Source organism: Lewinella cohaerens DSM 23179 (genome assembly GCF_000379805.1).
Lineage (GTDB): Bacteria > Bacteroidota > Bacteroidia > Chitinophagales > Saprospiraceae > Lewinella > Lewinella cohaerens.
Map to the genome: position 1 here is coordinate 311,071 of NZ_KB903554.1, position 17,353 is coordinate 328,423.

Sequence of the window (17,353 nt, forward strand, 5' to 3'; positions counted from 1 at the left end):
CGATTTATGATTAAACTACACAACGCCCCTCGCTTGGCTGGTTGCCAATGCCTCCTTTTTTCTATTCCATTACCTCATCGAGACAAGAACTACTTGTCAGCCTTTCTATTCCTCGCTTTAAGTTTTTTAAGTTATTTCCAAGCCAATGCTCAAATTGGGTGTATTGGAGACATAAACCTTACCCTTGACGAGAATTGTGGCGCGCTGGTCTCACCCGATATGATCCTGACAGGTGATTATTCAACGGCAGACCTTATTGAAATCACCATTGACGGCGAAGCAACCGATTATCTTACGGGTTGCGGTACACACACTTACAGTGTGGATACCTACCTTAACGATGAATTACTCTTTAGCTGCTGGGGCGAAATCCTGGCCGAAGACAAGACACCACCAGTACTTACTTGTCCGGAAGGAACCGGCGAAGCGGTGCTCCTTAACGATATGCAAGTCTTTCGCGGTGAGTTGTTTATCGATTCTCCCTCTTTCAGCCCTGCTTCACAAAGTTGTTATCAAGAAATAGAACCGCCCCTACCTAATGGCGATCGCTACTACAACGTACATACCTTTACCATTACTTCATCCGACATCTACACCTTCATTGGTGCAGCAGAATATGATGGTCTAATTGGCCTTTATCAAGGTGACTTCATTCCTGAAAATCCTTGTCAAAATTTAATTGCTCAATCCGACAACACTTTTAGTGGTAGTGTAGACGATTTTGATCCTATTGTTCCCAACATCAACCCTTCTTTTCGACTAAGTCTTAACCTCCAAATCAACCGGACTTATACCCTTGTTTGGACTAGCAGAGAACCTGTAGGAACTGGAGGCTATGGTATTGCCATTTTTGCAGATAACAATGGAAGGGTGACCAACCTCAGCAAATCACAAGTGCAACTAGCTGCTGAACTTATTTGCCTTGACATTGAAGATGTCGTTCTAACAAATACCTATGTTTATAGCCTCTATGCTGATGGAAATCTGATTCTTGACTACGACGACCCTTACCGCATCCCGCAGGCCATTCGCAATAAACTCAACTTCACCGGATTCCCAGAAGTAACAGACAACTGTGGAGATATGCTCGTTACCGTTTATGATGATCTAGAAGAAGACGGAGATTGCGGAGACTGGACAATCACCAGACACTTCAGTATTGCAGACCGGTACAACTCCAACTGTGAAGACCCTGCACTAGTCGTTGAATGCACCCAAATTATCACTGTTCGCAAGCCTACATTAAACGACATTGCGCTTCCTCCCTTCACTTCAATCATGGAATGCGACGAAGGTTTCCCTACCGATGGCGACCAAGGAGGACCAGATGACAACCCCTCGCCAGAATATGCAGGTTTTCCTTACTTGAGTACCGGAATTAATTTTTATAACCTTGATCAGAGTGTGTGTAATATCGGTGCTTCCTATTCTGACGAGCCACGTATTGTTACCTGCCCCGGCACCTACCATTTCCGTAGAGAATGGACCATTATTGACTGGTGTGATCCAGGTAATCCCATTATTTACAATCAAATCATATCAGTTGGCGACTATACAGGCCCTGTTATAGCTTACGATATTCCTGATTATGATCACGATGGCGAACCAGATGAATATTACCAATTCTCCACTTCGCCAGCAAGTTGCTTAGCCAATATCGTTGTTCCCACACCAATTGTGAGTGATGGGAATGGCTGCTCAGGTATCCAGAATATCCAGGCCCAGATAAATGATGCCGAAGGCAACTACGTTTGGAGTGGCACAACCAGTACACTTGTACAGCTGCAAATCGGTGATTATGACCTTATGTACTGTGCAACTGATGAATGTGGCAACGAAAACTGCTCAGAGGTTATCCTGGAAGTGAGAGACCGCATTGCACCTACTGCCGCCTGTACTAATGCAATAATTGTTTCTCTCGGAGGTGGGGATATCAATAACGGAGAATACGGCCATGCCAGCCTCAGTGCTGAAGACCTCAACGAAGGCTCCTCTGATCATTGCAGCGACATTAGCCTGGCCATTCGCAGAGACGAAGACACCGCCTGGACGGACGCCGTAGATTTTTCTTGCGAAGACATTGGTGAAACAATCAAAATCCACTTGCTGGTAACCGATACTGCTCAGAATACCAACACTTGCTGGCTGGAGGTCATCCCTGAAGATAAATTAAACCCGCATTGTACTGCGCCTCAAGATGTTTCACTGAGTTGTGTAGAACTGCCACTGAGTTTCCCCGGAGATATTGGCATCGCCTATCTCAGTGATTTTGCCGCAACTTCTACCATGATGACAAGTATCTTTGGCGGTGCCACTGGCAACGACAATTGCGCTGTGGACACCATCGTGGAAAGAACGCCAAACATCAGTATCAATGAATGCGGATGGGGTACAATTACCCGTCGTTTTGAAGCCTGGCAATTACGTCCCCAAGGAGACGCAAACGACAACGGAGTCATTGATATTTCGGAAGTTTTCCGCTCGACCAATAGTTGTCAGCAAGTTATTACCATTACCGAGGTTCACCAATTTACTATTGACTTCCCTGAAGATGCAGATGCAGATTGTGGCGACCCTATTGTTCCTACTATTATTACGGAAGCGCTCGGCTGTGATGTCCTTTCGGTCAATATTAGCGACCCTGTTATTTTTGCTGCTNCTGGGGATGAGTGTTACAAATACTCACTGACCTACGATGTAATTAATTGGTGTTTGTGGGATGGCGAATACGAAGGCTACACCCTCGACCGAATGACGGAAGATGATGGCGAAGCCCTACCGCAGGATCGTGCAGTAGAAGGCAATGAACGTCCTGTTGTTCGTTACAATAACGTAACCGGACTGGTTATTGACCGTAAACACAATGACCGTGACGGAGACTCTCAATTGAGCAATACCTCGCCTACGCTCGCCAATTATGGACGATACATCTACACCCAATTCATAAAAGTTTATGATACAGCTACGCCTGTTGTGTCAGTAGGCTACTTTGGCGGCCCCACAGATGCCTCTCCTGATTTGGCCGTTGGCCAATTCGCAGACGTTTTCGGCAACTGTACGGCCCCTGTAAGTATTCCATTCTCCGTTACCGATGAATGCGAATTATTTGACGGTGACGGCAACTTGGTGATCAGTTTAGTGGATGCATCTATAGACGCATTTGCAGTAGACGCCAATAATGATGGCGTCATACAGTCTACAGAATTCGTAGCAGACGAAACTGCGCTGCCATTAATAACGGACAACGAGGATGGTACTTTTGATTTCAATGGTGAGTTCCCTATCATTCCTTCCGATCTGGGTGAGAACGTATTCCATGCCTTACGGGTACTTTTTGAAGATGGCTGCGGTAACCAAACCAGTAAAACCATTCTCTTCGATGTCATTGATGAAAAAGGGCCAGCTCCCATTTGTATCAACGGATTAACGGTAACGCTGATGCCACAAGTTGACGGCGGTTGTGCCATGAGTATTTGGGCATCAGATTTTGCTGGTTCTGCTATTTACGACTGCACAGGTCAAGGGCCTTTAGAAGACGATGGCTTACGCGAAGTAAACAGCTATGCTATTTATCGGGCCAGCACCGTTCAGGCAGACCCTGAATTTGTGCCTAACCCTGCGGATAATGGCTTGGTACTTACCTCAAATGATGAAACAACTACTGTTGTCTATGTTTATGCCTTTGACCAAGAGGGCAACTACGACTATTGTGAAACCTACATCCAGGTGCAAGAGCATAGCGACTGTGGAGCTGTAACCGGCACCATCTCTGGCTTGATAACTACCGAAAATGCAGAAGGCATTGAAGGCGTAGAGGTCAACATAAGTGGTAATTACTCACAAGCTACCGTGACCACAGCTGCTGGAATGTACAGCTTTACCAACCTGGAAACAGGGATCGATGTATCGGTGATTCCTTACTTGAATGCCAACCCGTCCAATGGTGTTACTACTTTTGACCTGGTGCTCATTAGCAAGCATATCCTGGGGATTCGGATGCTCGACAGCCCTTACAAAATGATTGCAGCAGATGTCAACAAATCGGAAAGTATCTCTACGCTGGATTTGATTCAAATCCGTAAACTGGTACTACAGATCAATACCGAGTTTCCCAACAATACAAGCTGGCGTTTCATTCCTGGTGACTATTCTTTTCCGGAAGCCAACAACCCTTGGCTGGAGTTTTTCCCTGAGGTCACTAACCACAATAACATTGGAGAAGAAGTATTGGCCAATTTTGTTGGTGTAAAAGTTGGTGATGTCAATCAAAGTGTGCTCGCCAATGCCCACGCTCAACAAGATCGTTCCTTAGACGGCAAGGTCAATTTTTCGCTAACGGATCAGGTTTTACTTGCCGGGGAGGAATACCCTGTTGTCTTTCGGAATGAAAGCGATGAGCCTTTAGATGGATGGCAAATGGCATTATCACTAGATGGTGTAACAATCGTGGACATGACCTATAACCTGGCTCAAGAAGAAAACTTCAACTACGCTCCTACGGAAGACAACTTACTGTTGGCCTCTTGGCACCAAATGGGTGTTGCTTCTATGGACAAGAATGGTGAACAAGTTTTCTTTACGTTAATGCTGAAAGCAGAAGAAGATATTAAGTTGAGTGATGCCCTTGGTATCCGTGAATCGAGGAGCCTCAACCCAGAAGCTTATCGTGCGGAAGAGCTTCTTAGTCTGGGCTTGAATTTCACCAGCGAAGCTGCTGCTTCGTTTTCATTGGAACAAAATACACCCAACCCATTTCGGACATCGAGCCAGATCGGATTTACACTTACACAAGAGGAGGATATCACCTTTAGTGTACAAAACGTACAAGGACAGGTCATCTACCAAATCCAGGGCAAGTATGCTGCTGGCGAACATTTGGTAGCGCTGAACCGTCAGCTACTCGGGAATGCACAAGGCGTACTCAGTTATACCCTATCCACAGCGGATGCGTCGTTGACCAAAAAGATGGTGTTGCTTCCTTAAGAACATAAAAAGTATTGGATTTTGCGAACTAGCGTTCTTGGGCACCCTCTGTTGCCTGAGAGCGCTTTTCTTTTGATGCGCAGGCCTTTAGGCCGGAGCTCGGGGCGCGGAGCGACCAAGGGCGAAGGATGGAAGTGGTTCCGCTCCTTAGGGTCGGGTTTAAAACCCGACCCTAAGGAGCGGAAAGAGCGGACAGCCTGGTACCGATCCCGACTGCATCAGTCGGGAGATGGTACGGCCCATAATAGTTGCCCAAGAAATCGTAACTTTGCAGGAAGACCATTTTGCAGCCCGAACAAAAGCCTTCTTCCTATGAAAAAACACCTCCTCTTCGCTAGTTCTATCCTCCTATCTACACTCTTTCTCTCCAAACTTAATGCCCAAGACTTCCCGGCCTATTCTCCTGTTCTCAGTGAAATTGGCACCTTGGAAAGTGCGCGAGACCCCAAATGTCATGCTACGGCTTCACGACTGGAAGATTTTCTTTATGGCACGCCCCTATCGTTTGGCGCGCGTAAAGAGCGCATCAATTTTCAGCAAAGCCTGGTTCAGAATATTTGGATGGCTTACACCAACGCCAAGGAAGAAAATCCTGACAGCGAAGAGTTGAACCTTTTCAAAGCTGTAGTAGCTCAGCGGCTGGCTTTTCGGGAAGATGACAAAGGGGTAGAATTGCTCCTACCCAGTGGGCAAAAAATGCAGATTACAGCCAGGGATTATCGGCAATACAGCTCTATTGCCTATGCCTATCGTGCTATTCTGGCGGTACAACAATCCTGTGTAATGGCTGATCAGAAGCTGGCTTCTCTGGAAGGGAGTACCTTAGAATATTTTAAAAAAATCATTGACATTTCTGTTTTGGGTTTATTACAACAAGCAGACCAAATTGCCCGCCGAAACAATAGCCACCAGATTGAAGACGCCCATTTACTGGAAGCTGCTGCTAAGTGGTCATTCCCTGTGGTAGAGATCAGCCCAATGCTAGGTGGTTCGTCCATAAAACCATCTGCATTTATCTATCCATTGGTGGAACAAAAACTAGCCGCCTACCAAGCCTACAACCAGATTAGCCAAGCTGTATTCTTACGTAATGTGCAGGTTTACTTTTCAAAAATGCCCTGGCCTGTAACGACGGAGGAGTCGAACGAGCTGAAGAATTATTTCACAGAAATGCTGGTCGCTTTCAGCGGTGAAGTACTCCTGCATTCACAAACCTTGGCACAAACAGCGGGCAGAAGTAATATCCGTTACGAAGACGTGTACCGAGCAGTACAGGACTATTTACCTCATAGCGTCAATCCGTTTGAAGATGTAGATTATTTTCCTCGCTTGGCTCCGACGAACAACACAGTTATCCAAGCTTATGACCTGGATGCTTTTCGGGACAGCGGCCTGCACTGGCAGTACTTAAAGTTTGCGCTGGACGACCAAGGGGAAGCCTTGAAATTACTGCCCGACCCCTTTGCTTTGGAGATGCTTGTGGAAGGTATTGCCCAGTTTGCGGTACTGATTTTCCGGGTAGCTGGTGAAGATGCAAAAGCACAAAACCAGGAACGGCTGGCTATCGCTAACCTCAATGAGGCTTTCCTTAAATTCAAAGCCAATCTACAACAATACGAAGCCCTACCTCCTCCCAGTAAAGAAGCACCACAAATGGCATCAGCTCAAAACCGAGCACCGATCAATACCGATCAGCTTTTTGTAGAAGTAGGTCATCAAATGGGTGTAAATTTTGAGCACCGTAACTCTGATTGGCTCAGTAGGTTGATCCGTGGCTATGTGGTAAAAGAAGACGAAAACCTGGCGCGGTTATCTATTCCTCCCGCATTTGGTGGTGGTGGTGTAGCCGCAGAAGATATAGACGGTGATGGCTGGGATGACTTGCTACTACTGGGTGGCCAGGGCTGTACCTTGTATCGCAATGACGAAGGAAAATCATTTACCCCGATGACAGAAACCGCTGGCATTAACTGGCAGCGAGCTGATGGTACTTATCCAGAGCCTCGGCAACCATTGATCGCAGACTTTAATAATGATGGGAAACAGGATATCCTGATCATCTATGCCGATGATCAGCACCGGCTTTTCCAGAATGAAGGCAACTGGCAATTTACCGACCAGACCGCAAAAGCCCAACTAGGGGGAGCAGATTTAATTGCAGGCCCTGCAACCGTCATTGACTATGACCGTGACGGATTACTAGACATCTATATTGGCTACTTTGGTAATTACCTAAAAGGCGAGTTACCAACCTTGAAACGCCACAACACCAATGGCAGCCCAAACAAACTATACCGCAACCTGGGAAATTTCCGTTTTGTGGATGCTTCTGCCGGTTCTGGTGTTGAAAACCAAGGGTGGACACAGGCCGTAGGCCATACAGACATTAATGGTGACGGCTGGCAGGATTTGATAGCAGGCAACGACTTTGGCATCAACTCCTACTACCTTAATAATCAAGATGGTACCTTCACCGACATCAGTAATCAGATTGGCACCGACAAGCCCAGCTACACCATGAATGTAGGGGTTGGCGACATCAATGGAGACCTGGCTCCTGACTTTTACATTTCCAATATTGTGGTCATGGAAAAAGACGACAAGTATGTGCTTCCTAATGAAGACACCAGGGCACATTTTGATGCCAAATCATTGGCGACCATGCGCGTAGTGGAAGCCAATGATTTGTTTGTATCCAACAAAGCAAACGGTGCTACGCCTGTCTTTGAACAAGCGACAAACATTGGGCGTGGATACAGCTCTACAGGCTGGTCATGGGATGCTGATTTCTTTGATTATGACAATGATTCCGACCTGGATTTGTATTGTTTGACAGGTATGAACCAGTACAGTGTTTATAGTGCAGAAAACCCCTACTACACCTCCCCTGACGGTGCTGAAGTAGATGTTACTTTTGCGACCAGTTCTGCGGAAAACAACATCCTTTTTGAAAACACCGCAGGTACTTTACAGGTTGCTACTATTCCCGGAGAATTGGCCTACTCAGGTACTTCGCGTTCCGCAGCCTATTTTGACTTTGACAAAGACGGAGATTTGGACATTATCGTTAACGAATACCAGGGACGTGCCCGACTATTTCGCAACCAGGCTGAACGCAATCAATATCATTGGGTATCCCTAAGGCTTCACACCACAAAAGAGGGCATCAATCGGGACGCTATTGGAGCGCAGGTAATCCTAACACTGCCCGATGGAAGGCAACTTTGGCGAGAGGTACACAGTACAGACGGATACCTTTCGGTGCATCCTAAAACCCTGCATTTTGGGCTTGGTGAAGCTACAAGATTTGAGCTAGAAATTGTTTGGCCTGATGGGCAAAAAGAAAAAAGATCTGATTTGGGAATAGACAAATTCTATCAAATATTACAAAAATAACATTTGATTACCCTTGAACCCGGAAAATCTTACTACTTTTATTGTGATTTCCCCCCTAAAACAAATCTGGCAATTAGAATTAAAGTAGACAGCTGTACTCGTTTTATACTAAAACAGTAGGCATTGTCTCTATAATATATTTTACAAAATTATTCATCTCATAAATTATTAACCCATATGAAGACAGCTAATAAACTGCGCCTATTAGGAATGCTAGCTTGCTGCCTAATTGGACAATCAATTTTTGCGCAGTCACCAATCGTCAAAGACATTGACGTCCAGGCTGACCAGACGCAATTGACCATGAACGAAACAGCTGCCAGTACTTACCTGGTGCAGATTTCTGGTCCAAATGCTTACCACACTCAGTTTGAAGTAGCAAATACTTCAGATATTCGTCTAAGCCCACAAAAAGCAGATGGTACTGCTTTTTCGAATGGTTCTTATAAAGTAAGTATCACTCCTACTTTTCAGTTGTCTGCAGAGCACCAGCAGAACATGATGGAAATGCGTCAAAAAGGTGATACTGAAGCAATCAACCAATACCTAATAGACCATCAACTACCTACGAGTCTTGATGTTTACACCATCAACTTCGGTGTACAGGATGGTAAGTTTGTAGCACCTGGTCGTCATGAGGGTGATATGCCTCCTCCAACGATGTTTGGCAAGCGTACCGATTTTAGTTCTTCAGATGCTATTTACGCTTCTGTAAACTATTTCGAGACTGATCTTTATGCACAAACTATTGACAATTCTCTTTTAGAAGAAGAAGATATGCAGGTTTTTGCTACCGATGTAATTGTTCAGGGTAGCCTTTGTGTAGGTATTGACTGTAACTCAAGTGAAAGTTTTGGATTTGATACACAACGCTTCAAAGAAAACAACCTGCGCGTTCATTTTGATGATACAAGTGCTTCTGCCAGCTTCCCTAGTAATGATTGGCGCATCACCATTAATGACTCAGACAATGGCGGATCTAACTATTTTGCTGTCCAAGATGCAACTGGTGGTACTACTCCGTTCAGAGTAGAAGCTGGTGCAGGTAACAATGCACTACACGTTGACGCAAGTGGTGGTAATATTGGTATGGGAACAGCTTCTCCTGTGGTAGAACTTCATGTTACCGACGGAGACTCTCCAACCATGCGACTAGAACAAAATGGCTCTAGTGGTTTCACCTCTCAAACTTGGGATATTGCCGGTAACGAAACGAACTTTTTCGTACGTGACGTAACGAATGGCTCTAAATTGCCTTTCAAGATTAAGCCTGGAGCGCCTGACAATTCGCTATTTGTTGCTGCAAATGGCGATATTGGTCTAGGAACACAAACTCCTTCTGAAGCCCTACACGTGAAGTCTGGTAATGTTCGAGTAGAAGCTGGTAACTTAACGATGGATGCAGGTAATGCGACCATCAATGGTAATACCATCATAAATGGTAATGCACGTTATGCGCTTACTAATCGTGCCAACTTCCTGGGTGCAGGCAATGCGACTGTTTTACAGGTAGATGGTATCAACAATCGGGTAGGTATTGGTAAAGGTAGCCCTGACCACTTGTTGGAATTAGCTGCCGATGATGCAGTGAAGCCCGGTGGTGGTAGTTGGTCTGCTCCTTCTGATCGTCGTTTAAAGACTGGCATCAAGGACTTCGAAGATGGTTTAGCGCAAGTGATGGCTATTCGCCCGGTGCGCTACCACTACAATGGTAAAATGGACATGCCTACTGACCAGGAATTCATTGGCTTAATTGCCCAAGAGGTTCGGGAGGTCGCTCCTTATACTGTAAAAGTTACGGAAGGCAGTGAAGAAGGCTATCTCTTCGTAGACGGTACACCTCTTACTTATATATTGATCAATGCTGTTCAAGAACAACAAGCGATCATTGATAACCAGGATGAGCGCATCAACGAGCTAGAAGCTCAATTGAGTGAAGTAGCTCAGCTGCGTCAGGAAGTAGCCGAATTGGCTAAAGTACTGAAGGCTCAAGTCACTGAGCAGAATGCCGACACACAAAGTCAGAACGTTTCTGAAAAGCGCTAGGCTATCTTATTTCAAAAATCAAACGCAAATAATAAAATGAAGAATATAAAATTATTGTTGCTTCTGGTTGCTAGCTGCTCGCTTCAGCTAACTTGGGCACAAAACGCAGAGCTTAATAACGGCCGTGACAAAGAGGTTAAGCAGCCACAAGCTACTGACAAAACGGAAACGCCTGCCAGCAGTGACGTATTCAAAGGCAGTGATCAGGATATCCCTGGAAGCCTGAATCGTTCTGCAGTGGAGGAAGCCACTACTGTTTTTCCAGCAGATTTTGATGAACTGAAAGAGGAACTTTATGTTTCTTCTTCACCTCGTCAGGTTATTGAAAAACTGAATGCACTGACTGCTCAGATGGAAGTCTTGATGACTGCTAATGAAGAGTTGCGTCGTGAAAATGAAGTTATCCGCAAAAGCCTTAACAGCTGCTGCGAAGCTTCTAACCTAGATGCCAATGATGCCTACCTGTTGCAGAATGCACCAAATCCAGTGGTAGACAATTCTACCATCCGTTATTACGTACCGGAAAACATGACGGACGCTCGTGTGGAGATTTCGGACCTGAAGGGCATTGTTCTTCAGACTTACGAGATTCAGGAAATGGGACTCAGCAACCTACGGTTGGATACCCAATCACTGGCCACCGGCAACTATGTTTACAGCCTTTATGTAGACGGCAACATTGTCGACTCTCGTATCATGGTGGTAACCAAGTAATTACAACTTGCATAGAGGCGTTTTCAATAGCGCCTTTGAACAAAATAGTATAAAATAAGTCAAGCCGCTTCCTAAAATTAGGAAGCGGCTTTCTTATTTTTGCGCCTCCTCCCCTATTCAAACTAAACTAACAAGCTTTAAGTAAGATGCAACAACCTCAAGCGTGGTGGAATCAGCTAGAAGACCAATGGAAATTAGCTTTTAGCCAAGCTGTTTTTCATGCAAGAACAGTCTACACTCCTACTGATGCAGAAATTCTTGACCTTTGGACCATGCCTGTTTTACGTTTTGCAAGTCCTGGTTCAGAAAACCCTAACATGGGCTTTGATCTTACCAACCTAAGCGGCCTCAAAGGCTTTAAAGGCCTCGAATTACTCTTTGTTATTCACCATAAAATCACCACCCTTGAGGAGATTTCAACCTTGACTCAACTTAAGCAATTGGTCGTTTATAATAACAAGATAGAAAGCCTTTCCGGGGTAGAAAAAATGCTAAATCTGGAGAAATTATTTATTCATAAAAATAAAATTTCATCCATTGCAGAAGTAGCACTTCTGAGCCATTTACAGGAAATTTCCTGCTTTAAAAACCCTTTAAAATCGCTTGAAGGGCTAGATGTTCGTCATCAGCCCAAACTCCAATCCATCCTGGCTTTTCCTAATGAGCACCTCTCTGAAACAGAAATAGAAAGGGCTGAAAAAGCCACCGGACTAAGCCTCGAAAAGGGAACCCGACGCTAATCAATTTTCATGATTTAAACATTGAAGTTTGATAGGATAAGGTGTTCATTTAAAACATTTTAAATTCAGTCGCTTAAATAATTGTATATCCTGTCATATTTGGCTAGCTTTGGGAGAATTTTTGAATGCGAGTTCCTCCTGTTCTTTTGAATAGATTTCCGCAGTTTTATAAAGAGACCTAAAAAAGGGCTTCGGCCTAACACCGTTTTTTTGAGCTTAGGCCCTGTCACCAGGCCCCTATTCGTGTAACAAATTATAATCGACCATGAAACAACTTTTACAGTTTCCCACTGTGCCTCGCCGTATTGGTATTCTATGCCAAAAAACCTTCGTGCTAGGTATAGTTCTCCTCGCAAGCATCCTCTTTGTAGAGGCTCAAGTTCCTAAAGTAGCCTTTGTCGGAGGTACTCGTAGTAGTAGTCCTGACGGCTTTTCTTTCGTAGCGGGCGAAGCGATACCTGATACGGAAACCATCTACTTCACCGATGAGGAATACAGGAGCAGCTGTACTGCTGGTGGCAGCAATGGACAGTTTCATTTCGATGCCACCTGTGCTGGTATTGGTGAAGCACTCCTTACTTATACTCCTCCAGCAGGTGGATTGATGGAAGGTGAAGTAGTTTTCGTCAGTGAAACCGGCACTAACACATTCACCGTTACGGGTGCTGGAGGTTCGATAGCCCACTCGGGTGGAAACTTTGGTATTGCTGCCTCAGATGCTTTGCATGCTTTCAGCTCCAGCGTTCCCGGCAATCCTACTTCGAATGTCGATGAAATTTACTCTACATTAGTCTTTACCAATACGTTTGACGGAGGGGTGGGATCAGGAGACGACCCTAGCGGACAGCATCCCAATGCTGTAATTATCTTTTTAAACGCGAGCGACGGAGAATACGATCCTGCCAAACGTAACCTACCTACAGATGCCAGCGATATTGAAGATGTAGCCACGAACTGGAACATTACAGCTTCTACAAATTTAGCTTTGTCAACAACGCCTTTCACTGGTGGAGTAACTTTAGGGGCTGCTGGCCCTACGGTCACCTTCACCGCTCCTGCTGATCTGTGTATCGACGCGGGCGTACAAAATAACCTTGGTGGCGGCACACCAACAGGTGGCACTTACAGTGGTCCTGGTGTATCCGATGATGGTAATGGCATGACCTACGATTTTGATCCTGCTGCTGCGGGTGTAGGAACCCATACCATCACCTATACCTTTACAGATGGTAGCGGTACTGGCATGGCGACGGACGATGTAGAAGTATTCGCTTTACCTAATGTTACCTTCACTGCACCTGCTGACCTCTGTGTTAATGCTGGCGTCCAAGCTGGCCTTGGTACCGGCACCCCAACAGGCGGTGTCTACAGCGGTACAGGTGTTACCGACAATGGAAACGGTATGACGTATTCCTTTGACCCTGCTGCGGCGGGTGTAGGAACGCACACCCTTACTTATACCTTCACGGATGGAAATGGCTGTACCAACAGCGCCAGTGATGATGTAGAAGTATTAGCAATTCCTGTCATCAATAGTACGCCTGATTTTGGAGCCGTATGTGCAAACTTTTCCTCTAATGGATTTGGAAACTTTACCCCTACTGGCGGAACTTACAGCGGACCTGGTGTAACCGACGACGGTAATGGCATGACTTTTACCTTTGATGCCAGTATGGCTGCAATAGGGAACAATGATATAATGTACACCGTTACGGTGAACGGCTGTTCAGCAACTAGTATCTCCAATTTCACGGTGAATGCCCTTCCTAACGTAACCTTCACTGCCCCCGCTGACTTATGCCTTGATGCGGGTGTCCAAAATGGCCTCGGTGGTGGTACTCCAACAGGAGGTACATATTCAGGTGCAGGTGTTACCGATGATGGCAACGGCATGACTTATTCCTTTGACCCTGCTAGCGCAGGTGTTGGCACCCATACTCTTACCTATACTTTCACTGATGGTAATGGTTGTACTAANAATGCTACTGATGACGTAGAAGTATTCGCTTTACCCACCGTTACCATGACCGTTACTGGTACAGGAACCTGTATCACAGCAGGTGTTCAGGCCGGTAGATCAGGCGGCACGCCAACAGGCGGTGTATATAGTGGTACCGGAGTTACGGATGACGGCAATGGTATGACTTATTCCTTTGATCCAGCTGCCGCAGGTATTGGAAGTCATACTGTTACCTACACCTTTACAGATGGGAATAGTTGTACTAATAGTGCTTCTGACGACGAATCAGTATTTGCGCCAGGTGTGGCCAATTTCACTGCTCCAGCAGACCTATGTATTGACGCAGGTGTTCAAGCTGGCCTTGGAGGTGGTACTCCAACAGGAGGTATATACTCAGGTGCAGGTGTTACCGATGATGGTAACGGCATGACCTATAGTTTTAATCCTTCAGTAGCTGGCGTAGGAACAACTACGATAACTTATACCGTAGGCGGAGGAGCCTGTGCAGGCTTAGCGATGGATGATATAGAAGTATTTGCATTACCTAATGTTGCATTTACTGCCACCGGCACCGGTACTTGTTTAGATGCAGGTATTCAACTCGCCCAAGATGGCGGATCTCCTGCTGGTGGTGTATATAGTGGCGCTGGTGTAACAGATGATGGCAATGGCATGACCTACTCCTTTGACCCAGCTAGTGCTGGCGTAGGTGTTCATCCTATCATGTATTCTGTTACAGATGCCAATGGTTGTTCGAACATGGCCAACCTTAACCGTGAAGTATTTGCCTTACCAAATGTAAGCTTTACGATTACTGGCGCTGGCTCTGGCACTTGTATTAATGCAGGTGTATTAACTAATTTATCAGGAGGCAGTCCACCTGATGGCTCCGTTAATGGCGACATTGCTCTATACAGTGGCCCCGGTGTAACGGATAATGGTAACGGCACTTTTGATTTTGATCCGGCTAGTGCAGGTGTTGGTGTGCATACACTTACCTATACCTATACCGATGATAATAGCTGTGAGAACTCTGCCGATGCTACTTTTGAAGTATTCCCTATTCCTGTTGTCGCCTTTACCGCACTCGCTGATATCTGTTTAAATGCAGGTGTACAAACGAGTGTAGGAGGTGGAACGCCAACAGGTGGCATATACAGTGGACCTGGTGTTACCGATGACGGTAATGGCATGACCTATTCCTTTGACCCAGCAGCAGCTGGTGTGGGTACGCATACCATTACTTATGACTACACGGATCCCAATGGTTGCTCAGCAGGCATGGTGACTAGTGATGATGTAGAAGTTTTTGCTCCTACTGCTATCAATCTTACACCTGATATTGGAGCGGTTTGCGCCGACTTCATGTCCAATGGATTTGGAAATGCTACTCCCGCAGGCGGTGTTTATAGCGGTCCTGGTGTAGTATCCACTGATAACGGTGGTGCTTCTTTTACCTTTGATGCCAGTATGGCTGCCATTGGTAACAATCAAATTACGTATACGCTGATCGACGCTAACGGCTGTTCGTCAACTGCGGTAACTAATATTACGGTAAACGCGCTTCCAACCGTCGCCTTCACTGCTCCTGCCGACCTATGTGTTGATGCTGGCGTACAAGCTGGTCTCGGTGGCGGCACGCCTCCACAGGGTACGGTCGCAGGTGACATGGGTGTTTATAGTGGTACTGGTGTTACAGATGACGGCAACGGGATGACCTACAGCTTTGATCCGGCGATTGCAGGAGTAGGCGTACATACGCTTACCTATACTTATACTGATGAAAACGGCTGTACGAATAGTGCCAATGACGATATAGAAGTATTTGCTTTACCAACGGTAACCTTTACGGCTCCTGCTGATATTTGTGTTGATGCTGGCGTACAAGCTGGTCTTGGCAGCGGCACGCCAACGGGTGGCGTCTACAGTGGTCCTGGCGTCACCGACGACGGCAACGGCATGACCTANAGTTTTGATCCGGCAGCAGCTGGGNTAGGNACCCATACCATCACTTACAACTTTACNGATGGTAACGGCTGTAGCGGTAGNGCATCAGACGATNTTGAAGTCTTTGATTTGCCTACAGTAAGTTTATCTACAGCACTCTACTATTGTGTNGATGCGCCTATACAGGCAATCACGCTTTTGGGTGGTTCTCCTACTGGCGGTGTTTACAGCGGTCCTGGCGTTACCGATAATGGTCAGGGAACAGGATATTTCCTTGATCCTACGGTTGCTGGCCCTGGAACGATTACCATTACTTACACCATTACNGATGCGAATGGCTGTAGCAATTCAGCTACCAGCGATATCGACATTACAGACTGTGAATTCGAACTCACCGATCCTTGTGCGTGTCTGGACAATGCGACGATCATCGACGTAGATGCTGGTACCGGTGGCGATGACGGACAGTTCTCAGAACTCGTTTCCGTTACTAATGCCAACGGTACCTTGCCTGCTGGCCAAACTTGGACGGTAGTTGGTGCCACAGGTGCTTTTGATGCTTATAATGTACCAGCTATTGGTCTCCAGAGTTTAGGCGCTCCTATAGCTAGTGATGGTTCTGTTACCTTAACTTACAATGCTGGACTTGGCACTTACGAAATACCCTTTGTGCATGTTGATGCAATGGGCTACACCATGATGATTGAAGGACCTTTTGGTGCTGGCAGTCCTGCGAATGTTACCTTAACGGTGAGCAACAACTGCCAATACCCTAATCCGGTATTTGATCCTGCCCTTCCATCCATCATTCAGGATGATGACCCTGTGATTGTATTTGGAGCTACCGATACGAATGGCGGTACTGCTGATGCTATTAGCTTCAATGTTGATGGCGGCCCGACAGAGACAGAGTTTGACCCATCTATTTACACCGAAGGTCTACACACTGTGGTGATGACCTTTGACGGTGCCGATGATGGCAACGGTGGCATATCTCCTGATGGCGGCACGACGCCTGCCTCACCTGGCTGTACTCAGCAAGTAGTGCAGGTTGTAGAAGTTGTGATCTGTGATGCGCCAGTACTAACCTGTCCAGCGAATAACTTCGGTTTACCTCCTGGCTGTAATGTAACGGTACCTGCTCCTGCTGGACCAACGGACTTCAACGTAGCCGGTGGCATGACCCCTAACCNNGCTTGGCCGACNGTGTCNGCTGATCCTTGTTTCCCACTGGTATTGACGTCTAACGATGTGACNGCTGACAATGGTTGTATCCGCACGGTAACGCGGACCTACACCATAACAGACGATCGCGGACAGACGTCTTCATGTGATCAGACCTTCACCTTCACGGTGGATACGGAAGACCCTGCATTTGTAGAAGCCTTGCCAGGCGATACAACGGTAGAATGTGACGCGGTACCAGCAGCAGCTGTACTGACNGCTACGGACAATTGTGTAGCTGCTGAGGCAGTGATCTTCATCAATGAGATTCACTATGATAATACGGGCAGTGATGTTGGAGAATTTATAGAAGTAGCAGGTACGGCAGGTTACGACCTGAGTG

Annotated in this window: 5 protein-coding genes; all 5 read left to right on the forward strand. The window is 46.2% G+C overall.

Annotated features, from left to right (window positions below; all coding sequences use genetic code 11):
* Window positions 1–4,584: 4,584 nt before the first annotated feature.
* The 5 genes from A3EU_RS35560 to A3EU_RS0119225 all read left to right on the forward strand — a co-directional run bounded on the left by A3EU_RS35560 (window position 4,585) and on the right by A3EU_RS0119225 (window position 11,879).
* Entirely contained in the window at window positions 4,585–4,983 is a 399-nt protein-coding gene (locus tag A3EU_RS35560; protein ID WP_425412713.1) for a T9SS type A sorting domain-containing protein, read from the forward strand.
* A 312-nt stretch (window positions 4,984–5,295) separates the two neighbouring features.
* On the forward strand, window positions 5,296–8,379 hold the full coding sequence (locus A3EU_RS31090; RefSeq protein WP_020537824.1) for a CRTAC1 family protein: 3,084 nt from the start codon (window positions 5,296–5,298) through the stop codon (window positions 8,377–8,379).
* Between the two features lie 177 nt (window positions 8,380–8,556).
* Window positions 8,557–10,425 (forward strand): tail fiber domain-containing protein, encoded by a 1,869-nt coding sequence (locus A3EU_RS33080; protein WP_020537825.1) that lies wholly within the window; start codon window positions 8,557–8,559, stop codon window positions 10,423–10,425.
* 36 nt (window positions 10,426–10,461) lie between these two features.
* Window positions 10,462–11,139, forward strand: a complete 678-nt coding sequence (locus tag A3EU_RS0119220; RefSeq protein ID WP_020537826.1) for a T9SS type A sorting domain-containing protein — start codon at window positions 10,462–10,464, stop codon at window positions 11,137–11,139.
* Window positions 11,140–11,285: 146 nt separating this feature from the next.
* Complete coding sequence (locus A3EU_RS0119225) at window positions 11,286–11,879, forward strand: leucine-rich repeat domain-containing protein (RefSeq protein WP_020537827.1); 594 nt, start codon at window positions 11,286–11,288, stop codon at window positions 11,877–11,879.
* Window positions 11,880–17,353: the final 5,474 nt, after the last annotated feature.

What these genes read in the sequence shown, in the direction of transcription:
- A3EU_RS35560 (WP_425412713.1), top strand. Translation starts at nt 4,585, where the DNA reads ATGCTGAAAGCAGAAGAAGATATTAAGTTGAGTGATGCCCTTGGTATC.
- A3EU_RS31090 (WP_020537824.1), top strand. Translation starts at nt 5,296, where the DNA reads ATGAAAAAACACCTCCTCTTCGCTAGTTCTATCCTCCTATCTACACTC.
- A3EU_RS33080 (WP_020537825.1), top strand. Translation starts at nt 8,557, where the DNA reads ATGAAGACAGCTAATAAACTGCGCCTATTAGGAATGCTAGCTTGCTGC.
- A3EU_RS0119220 (WP_020537826.1), top strand. Translation starts at nt 10,462, where the DNA reads ATGAAGAATATAAAATTATTGTTGCTTCTGGTTGCTAGCTGCTCGCTT.
- A3EU_RS0119225 (WP_020537827.1), top strand. Translation starts at nt 11,286, where the DNA reads ATGCAACAACCTCAAGCGTGGTGGAATCAGCTAGAAGACCAATGGAAA.